A 15,791-nucleotide genomic window follows, 5' to 3' on the forward strand; every position below is an offset into this window, starting at 1 on the left:
CTCGCTGCCGAAGACCTCTCCATGTTCGGGCGGGACCCCTGGTGGCTCGTCCTGATCAAGGCGGTGTTCTGCTTCGCCTTCCTGATGGTGACCGTGCTGTTCTCCATCGTGTGGGAGCGCAAGGTCGTCGCCTGGATGCAGCTGCGCATCGGCCCCAACCGGCACGGCCCCTGGGGCTTCCTGCAGTCCCTCGCGGACGGCGTGAAGCTGATGCTCAAGGAGGACGTGATCGTCCGCCGCGCGGACAAGGTCGTCTACGTCCTCGCCCCGATCATCGCGGCGATCCCCGCCTTCATGGCCATCGCCGTGATCCCCTTCGGGCCCGCGGGCAACGAGGTGTCGATCTTCGGCCAGCGCACCACGATGCAGCTGACCGACCTGCCGATCGCGATGCTGTACGTGCTCGCCATCGCCTCGGTCGGCATCTACGGCATCGTGCTCGCCGGCTGGTCGTCCGGCTCCACGTACCCGCTGCTCGGCGGTCTGCGCTCCTGCGCGCAGATGATCTCGTACGAGATCGCCATGGGCGCCGCGTTCGCGTCGGTGTTCCTCTACTCCGGGTCGATGTCGACCTCGGCGATCGTGGAGGCGCAGAAGGACCGCTGGTTCATCGTCCTGCTGCCGGTGTCGTTCATCATCTACATCGTCACGATGGTCGGCGAGACCAACCGCGCCCCGTTCGACATGCCCGAGTCCGAGGGCGACCTCGTCGGCGGCTTCAACACCGAGTACTCGTCCATCAAGTTCGCGATGTTCATGCTCGCCGAGTACGTGAACATGGTGACGGTCTCGGCGGTGTCGGTGACGCTGTTCCTCGGCGGCTGGCGGGCTCCCTGGCCGGTCTCCACGTTCTGGGAGGGCGCGAACCACGGCTGGTGGCCGTTGCTCTGGTTCGTCCTCAAGGTGCAGCTGCTGCTGTTCTTCTTCATCTGGCTGCGCGGCACGCTGCCCCGCGTCCGCTACGACCAGCTGATGAAGCTCGGCTGGAAGGTCCTCATCCCGGTCTCCGTGGTCTGGCTGATGCTGGTCGCCACCGTCCGGGCGCTGCGCAACGAGAACTACGACTTCCAGACGATCGTGCTCTACGTGGCCGGCGCCGTGCTCGCGGTGCTGCTGCTGTCCTTCGTCGCGGACGTCTTCCGCGAGCGCAAGGGGAAGGCGGATCGGGCCGCGCCCGAGGACGCCCGCCCGTTCGACCCGATGGCCGGCGGCTACCCCGTACCGCCGCTGCCCGGGCAGACCCTGCCGCCGGTGCCGCGCAGGCGGCGCCGGACCGAGCGGGAACTGATTGTCAGTGGTGGCCCCGATACTGCTACCGAGAGTGACGGAAAGGAGACGGACGGTGTCTGATTTCCAGAATCCGGTGGCCGGCTTCGGCGTGACCTTCAAGGCCATGTTCAAGAAGCGGCTGACGGAGCAGTACCCGGAGCAGCGGAAGACCACCGCCCCGCGCTTCCACGGCCGGCACCAGCTCAACCGGCACCCGGACGGGCTCGAGAAGTGCGTCGGCTGCGAGCTGTGCGCCTGGGCCTGTCCGGCCGACGCCATCTACGTGGAGGGCGCGGACAACACGGACGAGGAGCGCTACTCGCCCGGCGAGCGGTACGGCCGCGTCTACCAGATCAACTACGCCCGCTGCATCTTCTGCGGGCTGTGCATCGAGGCGTGCCCGACGCGGGCGCTGACGATGACCAACGAGTTCGAACTGGCCGACTCCTCCCGCGCGAACCTGATCTTCACCAAGGAGCAGCTGCTCGCCGGCCTGGAGGAGGGCATGGTCGACACCCCGCACGCCATCTTCCCCGGCATGGACGAGCAGGACTACTACCGGGGCCTGGTCACGGAGGCCGCTCCGGGGACGGTCCGTCAGGTCGCCTCCTCCCAGGGCGAGAAGGGCGACCCGGAAGAGGTGGACGCATGAGCGCCGCTCTCGCCGCCGCCACGACCTCCACGGGCGAGGCGTTCCAGTTCTGGGTGCTCGGCACCGTCGCGGTGATCGGCGCCCTGTGCACGATCCTGATGCGCAAGGCGGTGCACAGCGCGCTCTGCCTCGCCGGAACGATGATCATCCTGGCCGTGTTCTACCTGGCCAACGGGGCGTACTTCCTCGGCATCGTCCAGATCGTCGTCTACACCGGCGCGATCATGATGCTGTTCCTGTTCGTGGTCATGCTCGTCGGCGTCACCGCCGCCGACTCGCTGACGGAGACCATCAAGGGCCAGCGCTGGTGGGCCGCCGTCTGCGGCCTCGGCTTCGGCATCCTGCTCTGCGCCGGCATCGGCAACGCCTCGCTGAAGGAGTTCACCGGCCTGGGCGCGGCCAACAGCGCCCAGGGCGGCAACGTCGAGGGCCTCGCCGCCCTCGTCTTCACCAAGTACGTCTTCGCCTTCGAGATCACCGGCGCGCTGCTCATCACCGCGGCCGTCGGCGCGATGGTGCTCACCCACCGGGAGCGCACCGAGAAGGCCCGCACCCAGCGCGAGCTGTCCGAGCAGCGCGTTCGCCGCGGCACGCAGGTCCCGCCGCTGCCCGCCCCCGGCGTCTACGCCCGGCACAACGCCGTGGACGTCGCCGGTCTGCTGCCCGACGGCACCCCGGCCGAGCTGACCGTGATGCAGACCCTGCGCAAGCGCGGTCAGGTCCGGGACGTCTCCCAGGAGGCGCTGGCCGATCTCAAGGCGCTGGAACAGCGCGCCGCGGAGCGCCTCGGCCGCGACCGTGACGAAGAGGAGGCCGCCCGGTGAATCCGGTCAACTATCTCTATCTCGCCGCCCTGTTGTTCACCATCGGCGCGGCCGGGGTGCTGATCCGGCGGAACGCGATCGTGGTGTTCATGTGCGTGGAGCTGATGCTCAACGCCTGCAACCTCGCGTTCGTGACCTTCTCGCGGATGCACGGCAACCTCGACGGCCAGATCATCGCCTTCTTCACGATGGTCGTCGCCGCCGCCGAGGTCGTGGTCGGCCTCGCGATCATCGTGTCGCTGTTCCGTTCCCGCCACTCGGCCTCGGTCGACGACGCCAGCCTGATGAAGCTGTGAGGGGCTGAATCGTGGAGAACCTGATTGCGCTGCTCGTCGCGGCGCCCCTGCTCGGAGCGGCGGTGCTGCTCTGCGGGGGACGGCGGCTCGACCGGGTCGGGCACTGGCTCGGCACGCTGCTCGCGGCCTCGTCCTTCGTCCTCGGCCTGGTGCTCTTCGCCGACATGCTCGGCAAGGACGCCGAACACCGGATGCTGCACAGCAGGCTGTTCAGCTGGATCCCGGTCGAGGGCTTCCAGGCGGACGTCGCCTTCCAGCTCGACCAGCTGTCGATGACGTTCGTCCTGCTGATCACCGGCGTCGGCTCGCTCATCCACCTGTACTCGATCGGGTACATGGAGCACGACGAGCGCCGCCGCCGCTTCTTCGGCTATCTGAACCTGTTCCTCGCGGCCATGCTGATCCTGGTCCTGGCCGACAACTACCTGCTGCTGTACCTCGGCTGGGAGGGCGTGGGCCTCGCCTCGTACCTCCTGATCGGCTTCTGGCAGCACAAGCCCAGCGCGGCCACCGCCGCGAAGAAGGCCTTCCTGGTCAACCGGGTCGGCGACATGGGCCTGTCCATCGCGATCATGCTCATGTTCACCACCTTCGGCACCTTCGCCTTCGCCCCGGTCCTGGGCGCGACGGGCGAGGCCTCCGAGGGCAAGCTGACCGTGATCGCGCTGATGCTGCTCCTCGCCGCCTGCGGCAAGTCGGCCCAGGTGCCGCTGCAGTCCTGGCTCGGGGACGCGATGGAGGGCCCGACCCCGGTCTCCGCCCTCATCCACGCGGCCACCATGGTCACCGCCGGCGTCTACCTGATCGTCCGCTCCGCCGACATCTTCAACGCCGCCCCCGACGCGCAGCTCGCCGTCACCGTGGTCGGCGCGGTCACGCTCCTCTTCGGTGCGATCGTCGGTTGCGCGAAGGACGACATCAAGAAGGCGCTGGCCGGTTCGACGATGTCGCAGATCGGCTACATGGTCCTCGCGGCCGGCCTCGGCCCGATCGGCTACGCCTTCGCGATCATGCACCTGGTGACGCACGGCTTCTTCAAGGCCGGGCTGTTCCTCGGCGCCGGTTCGGTCATGCACGGCATGAACGACGAGGTCGACATGCGCAAGTACGGCGGCCTGCGGAAGTACATGCCGATCACCTTCGCCACCTTCGGCCTCGGCTACCTCGCCATCATCGGCTTCCCGGGCCTGTCCGGCTTCTTCTCCAAGGACAAGATCATCGAGGCCGCCTTCGCCAAGGGCGGCGCCGAGGGCTGGATCCTCGGCGGCTGCGCGCTGCTGGGCGCGGCGATCACCGCGTTCTACATGACGCGCGTGATGCTGATGACCTTCTTCGGCGAGAAGCGCTGGCAGCCCGCGCCCGACCCGGCGACGGCACCGGGCGTCGAGCCCGGGGTCGAGGCCGTGCCCGGTGAGATGCCGCACCCGCACGAGTCGCCGAAGAGCATGACGATCCCGATGATCCTGCTGGCCTTCGGCTCCGTGTTCGCGGGTGGCATCTTCGGCATCGGCGACCGCTTCGTGAAGTGGCTGGAGCCGGTCACCGGCTTCGAGCACGGGCACCCGCCGATCGGCGCCGCGGCGATCACCGCGTCCACGATCGCGGTGATGGTGCTCGGCGTCGGCCTTGCCTACCTCCAGTACGGCCGCAAGCCCGTCCCGGTCACCGCCCCGCGCGGCTCGCTGCTCACCCGGGCCGCCCGCCGCGACCTGCTCCAGGACGACTTCAACCACGTGGTGTTCGTCCGCGGCGGCACCCACCTGACCCGGTCCCTCGTGTACGTCGACCACAGCCTCGTCGACGGGGTGGTCAACGGCACGGCGGCCTCCGTCGGCGGGCTCTCCGGCCGGCTGCGCAAGCTCCAGAACGGCTACGCCCGCTCGTACGCGGTCTCCATGTTCGGAGGTACGGCGGTGCTGATCGCCGCGACCCTGCTGATGAGGGCGGTGTGACTGCCATGTCCCAAGTGGTCAACGCGGGCTTCCCGCTGCTGACGGCCACGGCCGCGGTGCCGGCGGCCGGCGCGGTGCTCACCGCCGCCGTCCCGGCCGCCCGGCGCGCCGCCGCCAAGTGGCTCGCGCTGCTGGTCTCCCTGGTCACGCTGGTGCTCGCGGCGGTCGTCGCGGTCCGCTTCGAGCCCGGCGGCGACCGGTACCAGCTGGTCGAGTCGTACGCCTGGATCAAGGACTTCGGGGTCCGCTACGAACTCGGCGTCGACGGCATCGCCGTGGCGCTGATCCTGCTCACCGCCGTGCTGATCCCCTTCGTCATCCTCGCGGGCTGGCACGACGCCGACCCCCTGGAGACGAAGTCCAGCCGCTGGCGTCCGACCCAGGGCTTCTTCGCCCTGATCCTGGCCGTCGAGGCGATGGTGATCCTCTCCTTCGAGGCCACCGACGTCTTCCTCTTCTACATCCTCTTCGAGGCCATGCTCATCCCGATGTACTTCCTCATCGGAGGCTTCGGGGACCGGGCCCACAGCGGCACGGACGAGAACGCGGCGGCCCAGCGCAGTTACGCGGCGGTCAAGTTCCTGCTCTACAACCTGGTCGGCGGTCTGATCATGCTGGCCGCGGTGATCGGTCTGTACGTGGTGGCGGGGAACTTCTCGCTCACCGAGATCGCCGCCGCTCGCGCCGACGGCTCGCTGGAGATGGCGACGAACACCGAACGGCTGCTGTTCCTCGGCTTCTTCTTCGCCTTCGCGGTGAAGGCGCCGCTGTGGCCGCTGCACACCTGGCTGCCCAACGCGATGGGCGAGTCGACCGCCCCGGTGGCCGTGCTCATCACCGCGGTGGTCGACAAGGTCGGCACCTTCGCGATGCTCCGCTTCTGTCTCGGCCTGTTCCCCGAGGCGAGCACGTGGGCCACCCCGGCGATCATCGTGCTCGCGCTGATCAGCATCGTGTACGGGGCGCTCGTCGCGGTCGGCCAGCGGGACATCAAGCGCCTGGTCGCGTACGCGTCGATCTCCCACTTCGGCTTCATCATCATGGGCATCTTCGCGATGACCAGCCAGGGCCAGTCCGGCGCGACGCTGTACATGGTCAACCACGGGATCTCGACGGCCGCGCTGATGCTGGTGGCCGGCTTCCTGATCTCGCGCCGCGGCTCCCGGCTCATCGCCGACTACGGCGGGGTCCAGAAGGTCGCCCCGGTGCTCGCCGGCACCTTCCTGATCGGCGGTCTGGCCACCCTGTCGCTGCCCGGACTCGCCCCGTTCGTCAGCGAGTTCCTGGTCCTGGTCGGCACCTTCGCCCGGTACCCGGTGGCCGGCATCGTGGCCACCTCCGGCATCGTCCTCGCCGCGCTCTACACGCTCGTCCTGTACCAGCGGACGATGACGGGCCCGGTGAAGGAGGAGGTGCGGGCCATGCCCGACCTGCGGGTGCGGGAGCTGGCGGTCGTCGCCCCGCTGATCGCCCTGCTGATCTTCCTCGGTGTGTTCCCGAAGCCGCTGACGGACATCGTCAACCCGGCCGTCCGGCACACCATGTCCGACGTGCAGCAGAAGGACCCGCGTCCCGAGCTGCCCACCGAGAACGTGGAGGCGGCCAAGTGAGCGCAACGGCTGTCCACAGCCTGTGGACGACGGCGGCCGAACCCATCGGCCGGATCCCGTCCCCCGAGATCGAGTACGGGCAGCTCGCGCCCGTCCTCATCGTGGTCGGCGCGGCGATCGTCGGCATCCTCGTCGAGGCCTTCGTGCCCCGCCGGGCCCGCTACGTCGCCCAGCTGTTCCTGAGCGTCGTCGCGCTGGCCTCCGCGTTCGCCGCGGTGGTCGGCCTGGCGGCCTCGGGCCACGCCACGACGAAGGCCGGCATCGCCGCCATGGGCGCGATCGCCGTCGACGGCCCGGCGCTGTTCCTCCAGGGCACGATCCTGCTGGCCTCGGTCGTCGCGGTGTTCACCTTCGCCGAGCGCCGGCTCGACCCTGCGGACCACGGCCACCGGGTCGACTCCTTCGCCGCCGAGGCCGCCGCCGTGCCCGGCAGCGACCAGGAGCAGGCGGCCGTGAAGGCCGGGTACACCACCACCGAGGTCTTCCCGCTGGCGCTGTTCGCGGTCTCCGGCATGCTGGTCTTCCCCGCGGCCAACGACCTGCTGACGCTGTTCATCGCCCTGGAGGTCTTCTCCCTGCCGCTGTACCTGCTCTGCGCCGTCGCCCGCCGCAAGCGGCTGATGTCGCAGGAGGCGGCGGTGAAGTACTTCCTGCTCGGCGCGTTCTCCTCGGCGTTCCTGCTGTTCGGCATCGCCCTGCTCTACGGCTACGCGGGCTCCGTCTCGTACGCCACCATCGCGAGCGTCGTCGACGGCTCGGTCGGCTCGGTCGACCCGGCCCTCGCCGCCACCATGGGCAACGACGCGCTGCTGCTCATCGGCTTCGCGATGGTGCTGATGGGGCTGCTGTTCAAGGTGGGCGCGGTGCCGTTCCACATGTGGACCCCGGACGTCTACCAGGGCGCGCCGACCCCGGTGACCGGTTTCATGGCCGCGGCCACCAAGGTCGCCGCGTTCGGCGCGATGCTGCGGATCCTGTACGTGGTGCTGCCCGGCCTGACGTGGGACTGGCGGCCCGTCCTGTGGGCGGTCGCCATCGTCACCATGCTGGGCGGCGCGATCGTGGCGATCACGCAGACCGACATCAAGCGGCTGCTGGCGTACTCGTCGATCGCGCACGCCGGGTTCATCCTGGCGGGTGTCATCGCGGCCACCCCGGACGGCGTCTCGTCGGTGCTGTTCTACCTGCTGGCCTACTCCTTCGTGACGATCGGCGCGTTCGCGGTCGTCACGCTGGTCCGGGACGCGGGCGGCGAGGCCACCCACCTGTCCAAGTGGGCCGGTCTGGGCCGCCGTTCGCCGCTCGTCGCGGCGGTCTTCGCGGTGTTCCTGCTGGCCTTCGCGGGCATCCCGCTGACCTCCGGCTTCTCCGGCAAGTTCGCGGTGTTCAAGGCGGCGGCGGAGGGCGGCGCGGGCGCGCTGGTCGTGGTCGGCGTGGTGTCCTCGGCGATCGCCGCGTTCTTCTACATCCGGGTGATCGTGCTGATGTTCTTCAGCGAGCCGAAGGCGGACGGTCCGACGGTCGCGGTGCCCTCGCCGCTGACGGTGACCACGATCGGGGTCGGCGTGGCGGTCACGCTGGTGCTGGGCCTCGCGCCGCAGTACTTCCTGGACCTGGCCGGCCAGGCGGGCGTGTTCGTCCGGTAGCCGCGGGCGCAAGGACGTCAGGGCCCGGTCCCCGCGCGTGCGGGGGCCGGGCCCTGTGGCGTGGCGGGCGGGTCAGACCCCGCGGGCGGGCGCGATCCGGCCGGTGACCTCGCCGAGGCCTACCCGGGTGCCGTCCGGGCCGGGCGCCCAGGCGGTGAGGGTGACCTCGTCGCCGTCCTCCAGGAAGGTCCGCTTCCCGGCGGTCAGTTCGAGCGCGTCCCGGCCGTTCCAGGTCAGCTCCAGGAGCGAGCCGCGCTGGTGCACCTCCGGGCCGGAGACCGTGCCGGAGCCGTACAGGTCGCCGGTGCGCAGCGAGGCGCCGTTGACCGTCATGTGGGCCAGCTGCTGGGCGGCCGTCCAGTACATGGTCGAGAACGGCGGCTCGGAGACCACCTCGCCGTTGATGGTGACGGTGATCCGCAGGTCGTAGCCGCCGGGCTCCTCCTCGGCGGAGTCGTCCAGGTAGGGCAGCAGCGGGAAGTCCCGGGCCGGCGGGGAGATCCGGGCGGCGTCCAGGGCCTCCAGCGGGGTCACCCAGGCGGAGACGGAGGTGGCGAAGGACTTGCCGAGGAACGGGCCGAGCGGCACGTACTCCCAGGCCTGGATGTCGCGGGCCGACCAGTCGTTGAGCAGCGTCAGTCCGAAGACGTGCTCGCGGAAGTCGCCGAGCGCGACCGGCGTGCCGAGCTCCGAGGGGACGCCGACGAGGAAGCCGACCTCGGCCTCGATGTCCAGCTTGACGGAGGGGCCGAAGACCGGCGCCGGGTCCGTGGGGGCCTTGCGCTGCCCGGAGGGGCGGACGATCTCGGTGCCGGAGACCACGACGGTGCCGGAGCGGCCGTGGTAACCGATCGGCAGGTGCTTCCAGTTGGGGGTGAGCGGCTCGCCGTCCGGCCGGAAGATGTGGCCGACGTTGGTGGCGTGGTGCTCGCTGGCGTAGAAGTCGACGTAGTCGGCGACCTCGTACGGCAGGTGCAGGGTGACCGCGTCCAGCGGGTGCAGCAGCGGCTCGACGTCGGCGCGGTGCGCGGGCGAGGTCACCCAGGCGGTCAGCGCCCGGCGCACGTCGCGCCAGGCGGTGCGGCCGGCGGCGAGCAGCGGGCCGAGGCCGGGCTGCGCGAGCAGCGCGGCGTACGGGGAGCCCAGGGCGTGTGCCGCGGCCCCCGCGTCCAGGACGTGCCCGCCGATGCGGACGCCGAGCCGGCGGCGGCCGGGCTCGTCGGGGGTGCTGAAGACGCCGTACGGAAGGTTGTGCGGGCCGAAGGGGTCGCCCTCGGCCAGATCGAGCGGGCTCTGCTCGGTCATCGGTCCCTGCCTCGCTTTCCACGGGTGTGGGGGACACGTTACGTCGAGCGCCGGGGGCGGCGGCAGTGTCCGCTGAGCCGGACGCCCTGTCCGGCGGTCCGACGAGGGCATGACATGCGTCACAGAAAAACCTGGGTGATCGTGGGCAACTGTCCGGGTTCTTCGGGTTCGCTGACCGGTCCGGCGGGCGGACGCTTCCGGGGCCTCGGAAAACGCCCTCCGCAGGGCCGTTCGGGGTCATAGCATCACGGCACGCGTCCGCCGCTGCGTGTCGACTTCCGCAGCGGCGTACCGCGACCCCCACGTCTTTCGCTTTTTTTGCCGCATGTCCTTTCCCGACCAGGAAAAGGTTCTGACTTGAAGATTCGCCGCATGCTCGCGACGGCGGTCGCCGCCGCCGTCACCACCCCCGTCGTGCTCCTCTCCGCCGCGCCCGCGTTCGCCGACACCAAGCCGGCCGCCACGCAGCAGGAGCAGCAGAAGCCGACCATCGAGGAGCTGGAGCGCCGCGTCGCCGCGGCGCAGAAGGCGTACGACGCCGCCGTCGCGGCCCTCACGAAGGCCACCGCCGACCGCGAGGCCCTGAAGAAGGACGACCACGAGCTGGTCAAGGCCGTCGCGGACGCCAAGACGGCGGCCGACGCCGCCTACGCCCTGTGGAAGGCCGCCGAGGCCGACCAGGCGAAGGCCGAGGCCGCGCTGAAGGCCCTGCCGGACACGGCCACCGCCGAGGAGCGGGCCGCGGCCGAGAAGGCCGTGGAGGACGCGAAGAAGCTCACCATGGGCCGCGCCGGCGAGACCGCCCGCCTGGACGACCTGTACGTCGTCGCCGAGAAGAACCTCACCGACGCCCGCGTCGCCGCGTACGAGGCCGAGAACCTGGCCAAGAAGGCGAAGGACGCGGCGTTCAAGGCCCTGGAGGACGCGAAGGCGGCCCTGGAGAAGGCCAAGGAGGACGAGGACGGCGGTGACGACGGCGGCGAGGAGTGCGTGCCGGAGCCGAAGTTCACCACCGTCGTGCACGGTCTGCCCTCCAAGGTCGTCGGCGGCAGCACCGTGAACTTCTCCCTGAAGGTCACCAACGGCACGAACAAGAAGCTGGACGAGGTGTACCCGTACGCCTTCGTCCACGCCTTCGACAGCAAGGGCCTGAAGGAGCTGGACAAGTACCTCGACCTCGAGTACTTCACCGGCAAGGAGTGGAAGGACGCCGACGAGGAGTCCGAGACCGAGTTCGGCATCGGCAACGTCGGCCCGCTCAAGGCCAAGTCCTCGCTGACCGTCAAGCTCCGGCTGAAGGTCGACGCGAAGGTCCCGGCCGGCCAGGGCGCCGCCTTCGTGGCCGGCGACTACTGGAACGAGGACGAGTCCTGCGGCGGTACGCCGGACCTGGACTACTACGAGTTCGAGATCCTCGCCCAGGGCAGCAAGCCGGGCAAGGTCGACGACGCCAAGGGCAAGCCGGGCAAGCCCAACGGCAACACCGCCCAGGGCGGCACGTCGAACACCCCGGTCGCCACCGGCACCACCGGCACCCTCGCCAAGACCGGCTCCAGCGACGCCGTGCCGCAGCTCGCCCTCGCGGGCGCCGCGGCCGTCGCCCTGGGCGCCGGCGCCATGGTCGTCGCCCGCCGCCGCAAGGCCGGCGCGGACGCCTGATCCGGCACCGGGAAGGGCCCGCGTTCCTCCGGGAGCGCGGGCCCTTTCCCGTGCCCCCGCGAGGTCACCCCGCCGTGCGCGGAACGCGTTTCTCCCAGGTGCGGTGGAAGACGACCTCGGCGCCCTCGGTGCAGATCACCTCGTCCGTCGCGAGGAACGCCTCGGCGTCGCAGGTGAGCTCGGAGCGGGTGGTGACCCGCACGTCCCAGGCGTCCTCCGGCCGGTGGAGGCGGATGCTCCAGTCGGAGCGGGTACGGGCGCTGAGCGGGTCGTCGCCGGTGATCACGGCGGTCTCCAGGGCCTCCTCGGTGACCTCCAGGCCGTCCGGGTGGACCCGGGTGCCCACACCCGGGGGAACGGTCTCCAGGCGCCACTCGTCCTTCGCCACGTCCCGCACCACCAGCCGCTCCGGGCGGGGCTCGTCGAGCGTCGCCGGCTCGACCACCTCCAGCGGTTCGGCGTGCTCCGGGGGCGCGAACTCCACCCCGTCCCCGCCCCGGGAGCGGACCGGCAGGATCAGCGAGGAGCCCGCCGGGTCGAGCACGAAACCCGCCGCGTCCGGTCGCGGCCAGACCCAGGGCCAGTACGCCGACGAGACCGCGAGGCGGACCCGGTGGCCGGGGGAGAAGGCGTACCCGGCCGCGTCCAGGTCGACCACCGCGGGGCCGGACCCGTGCGACAGGTCGAGCACGCCCCGCGTCACCAGGGTCGAGGCGCCGTCCGGGGCGACGTCGCAGAGCCGGGCGGCCACCTGCCCGGTCGGGGCCGCGCGGCGCAGCGCCAGCACGGCCCGCGGCCGGCCGAGGATCTCCAGCGCCGGACCCTCCGCCGGGACCGGCACGTCGAAGCAGACCGATCCGGCGTCCTCGTCGCGCTGGTCGGGCGGCAGGTCGGCGTCCTGGCCGCAGGGCAGCAGCCGGCCCGCGTCCAGGCCGGTGCGCTGCGGCGAGCGGACCGGGACCGGCGCGCCGCCGAGCGCGTACCGGACCGGTGCGACGTGCGGCGAGGGCCAGGACGGGTCGGCGACCCAGCGTCCGGGCAGCTCCTCGTACCGCGCGGCCGGCGGGTGCGAGGCGGTGATCCAGGAGCGCAGCAGCGGCTCGGCCGTCGCGTCCCGCGGGGCGTCCTTGAGGTGCCGGTCCCACCAGCGCAGGGTCTCCTGCAGGAAGCCGATCGACGGGCCGGGCGGCAGCCCCCGGTCCGGGTACTGGTGCGACCAGGGGCCGAGGATGCCGCGCACCCGGTCCGGCGGCAGCGCCTCGACCAGCCGCAGGACGGTGTTGCGGTACGGGTCCTGCCAGCCGGCGACGGCCAGGACCGCAGCCCGGATGCCCGAGAGGTCCGCGCGCGCCGCCTCGGCCCGCCCCGGGGCGGGTGCCGGCCACGTGTGGACGCAGGGCCGCACCGCCTCCAGGCGGCGCAGCCACAGCTCGCGCCACTCGGGGCCCGCGTACACCGGGTCCGGCGGCCGGCAGACGCAGGCCAGGAGGGTCGCGGACCGGACGGGCAGCCCCGCCGCGAGCACCGCGCCGCCCTTGCGCAGCACGCCGTCCCCGTACGGGTCGTCGGGGGCGCCGGCCACGACCACCGCCCGCAGCGGCTCCGGGGCGAGCGCGGCGACCCGCAGCGCCGCCAGACCGCCCCACGCGCCGCCGAACATGCCGACCCGGCCGGTGCACCAGGGCTGCCCGGCCAGCCAGTCCACCACCGCGAGGGCGTCGGCCAGCTCCGTCGCGTCGTGCGGCTCGCCGGGCAGGCCCCCGCTGTTGCCGTGGCCGCGCAGATCGACCCGTACGGAGGCGTAGCCGTGGCCTGCGTACCAGGGGTGCCGCTGCGCGTCGCGGGGGGCGGTCCAGTCGGTCAGCCGGTACGGGAGATACTCCAGGAGTGCGGGCACGGGCGCGTCGGTGACCGGCCGCCAGACGCGCGCGTACAGCGGCGTGCCGTCCGGCAGCGGGATGCGGACGTCGTCGTGGGCCGTCTCGTACGGGAAGTCGCGGCGGATGCCGATGCTTCGGGGCATAGCGGACGCTCCTGGTCGAATAAGCCGATCACGAACATACCGGCGGTGCTGGGCAGGCGCTCACGGTGATCGAAACGCGACCGGATACGCTGACTTGAGTGAATCCAGCGACACATCGACAATCCGTGTGATCCACAGCAGGCGTCAGCAGACAGGAGACCCCCTCGTGACCGTCGTCGGGCCGTTCGGGCTGAGCGTGCGGGACCAGGCTCTTGAGGCCGATGTCCAGACCGGATTGGCTGCGGTGGAGGCCGGCCTCCTCGAAGCCACCAAGAGCGAGGTGCCGTTCATCACGGAGGCCGCGCAGCACCTGGTCAGGGCCGGCGGCAAGCGCTTCCGCCCGCTGCTGGTGATGCTGGCCGCGCAGTTCGGCGACCCGTACGCGCCGGGCGTCGTGCCCGCGGCCGTCGTCGTCGAGCTCACCCATCTCGCCACGCTGTACCACGACGACGTCATGGACGAGGCGGAGGTGCGCCGCGGCGTTCCCAGCGCCAACAGCCGCTGGGACAACTCCGTCGCCGTCCTCACGGGTGACTTCCTCTTCGCGCGCGCGTCGCACATCCTGGCGGACCTCGGCCCCGACGCCGTCCGCATCCAGGCGGAGGCGTTCGAGCGCCTGGTGACCGGCCAGATCCTGGAGACCGCCGGCCCGCGCGACGGCCGCGACCCGATCGAGCACTACCTCGACGTCCTCGGCGGCAAGACCGGCTCGCTGGTCGCCGTCTCCTGCCGCCTCGGCGCCATAGAGTCCGGCGCGGACGAGAGCGTCGTCGACATCCTCACCCAGTACGGCGAGCGGCTCGGCGTCGCCTTCCAGCTCGCCGACGACGTCCTCGACATCGCCTCCGACTCGCACGAGTCCGGCAAGACCCCGGGCACCGACCTGCGCGAGGGCATCCCGACCCTGCCGGTGCTGCACCTGCGCGCCGCCGCGGCGGCGCACGGCCGCCCGGAGGACCTGGAGCTCGTCGCCATGGTCGACGGCGACCTCACGGACGACGCCCGGCACGCGGAGCTGCTGCGCCGGCTGCGCCGGCACCCGGCCCTGGAGCAGGCCCGCCGCGACACCGTCCGCTTCGCCGAGGAGGCCCGCGCCATGCTGGCGCCGCTGCCGGACGGCTTCGCCAAGTCCGCGCTCGGCGAGCTCTGCGACGCCGTGGTCCACCGCGCGGGTTAGGGGCTCTCGGGGTCGGGTCATCCCGGAGCAGTACGCCAGGTTGAGTCCGCAGGCTGACGATTCCGCACCGCCGTCTTGGTGAGATGGAGTCATCGACCACGGAGGTAGGACAGACCATGGCACCGAACGACAGCACTGAGACCACCGCCGAGCGTCCGGCCCGCAGGGTGAGCCGGTACCTCGTCCCGGTCGCGGTGGCCGGCGTGGCCGCGGCGACCATCGGGCTCGTCCCGGCCCTGGCGGCGTCCGGGGACCCGGAGCTGCCGGAGATCACCGCCCAGCAGCTCATCGAGAAGATCGCGGCCTCGGACACCCAGACCCTCTCCGGCACGGTCAAGGTCGAGACCGACCTGGGCCTGCCGTCCTTCGCGGGCCTCGCCGGTCTCGCCGGCTCCGGCTCCGGCTCCAAGTCCCCGGCCCCGTCGACCGACCCGACCGAGAAGCTGACCGAGCTGGCGTCCGGCACGCACACCCTGAGGGTCGCCGCCGACGGCCCGGAGCGGCAGCGGCTGACCTTCCTGGACGGCAAGGACGAGTACAGCCTGATCCACAACGGCGCCGACGTGTGGGCCTACGACAGCACGTCCGGCACGGCCGTCCACGAGCGGAGCGACGAGCGCGGCCCGAAGGGCGGCGAGAAGCAGCCCGAGGACCTGCCGGGCACCCCCAAGGAGCTCGCCGACGAGGTCCTGAAGGCCGCCGGCGACACCACCTCGATCACCGTCGACGGCACCGCCCGGGTGGCCGGCCGGGACGCGTACCAGCTGGTGATCAAGCCCAAGCAGAGCGGCTCGACGGTCGAGTCGGTCAAGATCGCGGTGGACGCGCAGAACGGCGTGCCGCTGAAGTTCACCCTGGCCGCGGCCTCCGGCGGCAAGCCGGTCGTCGACGCGGGCTTCACCAAGGTGGACTTCGCGAAGCCGGACGCGGCCACCTTCCGGGCCCCCGCGGGCGCGAAGGTGACGGAGGGTCAGGCGGAGAAGCACGAGAAGAACGAGAAGAACGAGCTGCCGAAGGGCCTGGAGGGCCTGTTCGGCGGTGCGGCGCACGGCGAAGGCGGCAAGAGCGGCAAGGGCGCCGGACACGAGGGCCCCGAGGTCATCGGCGAGGGCTGGACGGCCGTCGCGAAGTTCGACTCGGGCCGCCCGGCGCCGGACACGAAGGACGCGCCCAAGGAGATGCAGGGCTTCCTCGACTCGCTCGGCGACACGGTGAGCGGGAAGTTCGGCTCCGGCACGGTCTTCAAGACCAAGCTGGTCAACGCCCTGATGACGGACGACGGCCGGGTGTACGTGGGCGCGGTCACCCCCGACGCGCTGGTGAAGGCCGCGAACGCGGACAAGTGACCTGCTGAGGCAGGTCGGTTGGGACCCCGGGT

12 protein-coding genes are annotated in these 15,791 nt (G+C 71.5%); 10 read left to right on the forward strand and 2 right to left on the reverse strand.

Features of this window, described 5'->3' with window-relative positions; genetic code table 11:
* Nucleotides 1-21 precede the first annotated feature (21 nt).
* From nuoH to nuoN, 7 genes are read left to right on the forward strand one after another with little or no spacing between them, the layout of a single operon-like run.
* The gene (gene nuoH, locus ACNJ93_RS18420; protein WP_418961454.1) at nt 22-1,350 is read left to right on the forward strand and encodes an NADH-quinone oxidoreductase subunit NuoH; all 1,329 of its coding nucleotides are present in this window, start codon (nt 22-24) and stop codon (nt 1,348-1,350) included.
* On the forward strand, nt 1,343-1,921 hold the full coding sequence (gene nuoI / locus ACNJ93_RS18425) for an NADH-quinone oxidoreductase subunit NuoI (protein WP_418958499.1): 579 nt from the start codon (nt 1,343-1,345) through the stop codon (nt 1,919-1,921). Before nuoH ends, nuoI begins: the two co-directional genes overlap by 8 nt.
* Nucleotides 1,918-2,745, forward strand: coding sequence for an NADH-quinone oxidoreductase subunit J (locus tag ACNJ93_RS18430; protein WP_418958500.1), 828 nt, complete (start codon nt 1,918-1,920; stop codon nt 2,743-2,745). The genes nuoI and ACNJ93_RS18430 overlap by 4 nt, the downstream gene beginning before the upstream one ends.
* Nucleotides 2,742-3,041, forward strand: a complete 300-nt coding sequence (nuoK, locus tag ACNJ93_RS18435) for an NADH-quinone oxidoreductase subunit NuoK (protein ID WP_018101339.1) — start codon at nt 2,742-2,744, stop codon at nt 3,039-3,041. Before ACNJ93_RS18430 ends, nuoK begins: the two co-directional genes overlap by 4 nt.
* Nucleotides 3,042-3,052: 11 nt before the next feature.
* Complete coding sequence (gene nuoL / locus ACNJ93_RS18440; RefSeq protein ID WP_418958501.1) at nt 3,053-4,993, forward strand: NADH-quinone oxidoreductase subunit L; 1,941 nt, start codon at nt 3,053-3,055, stop codon at nt 4,991-4,993.
* A 5-nt stretch (nt 4,994-4,998) separates the two neighbouring features.
* Nucleotides 4,999-6,603, forward strand: a complete 1,605-nt coding sequence (locus ACNJ93_RS18445; protein WP_418961455.1) for an NADH-quinone oxidoreductase subunit M — start codon at nt 4,999-5,001, stop codon at nt 6,601-6,603.
* The gene (gene nuoN / locus ACNJ93_RS18450) at nt 6,600-8,249 is read left to right on the forward strand and encodes an NADH-quinone oxidoreductase subunit NuoN (RefSeq protein WP_418958502.1); all 1,650 of its coding nucleotides are present in this window, start codon (nt 6,600-6,602) and stop codon (nt 8,247-8,249) included. Before ACNJ93_RS18445 ends, nuoN begins: the two co-directional genes overlap by 4 nt.
* 72 nt (nt 8,250-8,321) lie before the next feature.
* Here the strand turns inward: nuoN and fahA are convergent, their stop codons facing one another.
* Nucleotides 8,322-9,554 (reverse strand): fumarylacetoacetase, encoded by a 1,233-nt coding sequence (gene fahA, locus ACNJ93_RS18455; RefSeq protein WP_418958503.1) that lies wholly within the window; start codon nt 9,552-9,554, stop codon nt 8,322-8,324.
* Between the two features lie 357 nt (nt 9,555-9,911).
* On the opposite strand from fahA, the gene ACNJ93_RS18460 reads away from it, so the two are divergent.
* The gene (locus ACNJ93_RS18460) at nt 9,912-11,213 is read left to right on the forward strand and encodes an LPXTG cell wall anchor domain-containing protein (RefSeq protein ID WP_418958504.1); all 1,302 of its coding nucleotides are present in this window, start codon (nt 9,912-9,914) and stop codon (nt 11,211-11,213) included.
* A 64-nt stretch (nt 11,214-11,277) separates the two neighbouring features.
* Here the strand turns inward: ACNJ93_RS18460 and ACNJ93_RS18465 are convergent, their stop codons facing one another.
* A complete protein-coding gene (locus ACNJ93_RS18465; RefSeq protein WP_418961456.1) occupies nt 11,278-13,224 on the reverse strand; it encodes a CocE/NonD family hydrolase in 1,947 nt (648 codons plus the stop codon).
* Nucleotides 13,225-13,402: 178 nt separating this feature from the next.
* Here ACNJ93_RS18465 and ACNJ93_RS18470 point away from each other — a divergent pair, with 178 nt between their 5' ends.
* Nucleotides 13,403-14,413 (forward strand): polyprenyl synthetase family protein, encoded by a 1,011-nt coding sequence (locus tag ACNJ93_RS18470; RefSeq protein ID WP_418958505.1) that lies wholly within the window; start codon nt 13,403-13,405, stop codon nt 14,411-14,413.
* 116 nt (nt 14,414-14,529) lie between these two features.
* Nucleotides 14,530-15,759: a LolA family protein gene (locus ACNJ93_RS18475; protein WP_418958506.1), complete on the forward strand. Its 1,230-nt coding sequence runs from the start codon at nt 14,530-14,532 to the stop codon at nt 15,757-15,759.
* The last annotated feature ends 32 nt before the right edge of the window (nt 15,760-15,791 follow it).

This window comes from Streptomyces tritici (assembly GCF_048500665.1).
Taxonomy (GTDB): domain Bacteria; phylum Actinomycetota; class Actinomycetes; order Streptomycetales; family Streptomycetaceae; genus Streptomyces; species Streptomyces tritici.

Bases quoted from the DNA above. Each gene is read 5' to 3' on its own strand.
- ACNJ93_RS18430 (WP_418958500.1), top strand. From the start codon at position 1,918: ATGAGCGCCGCTCTCGCCGCCGCCACGACCTCCACGGGCGAGGCGTTC.
- nuoH (WP_418961454.1), top strand. From the start codon at position 22: ATGTTCGGGCGGGACCCCTGGTGGCTCGTCCTGATCAAGGCGGTGTTC.
- ACNJ93_RS18475 (WP_418958506.1), top strand. From the start codon at position 14,530: ATGGCACCGAACGACAGCACTGAGACCACCGCCGAGCGTCCGGCCCGC.
- fahA (WP_418958503.1), bottom strand. From the start codon at position 9,554: ATGACCGAGCAGAGCCCGCTCGATCTGGCCGAGGGCGACCCCTTCGGC.
- ACNJ93_RS18445 (WP_418961455.1), top strand. From the start codon at position 4,999: ATGTCCCAAGTGGTCAACGCGGGCTTCCCGCTGCTGACGGCCACGGCC.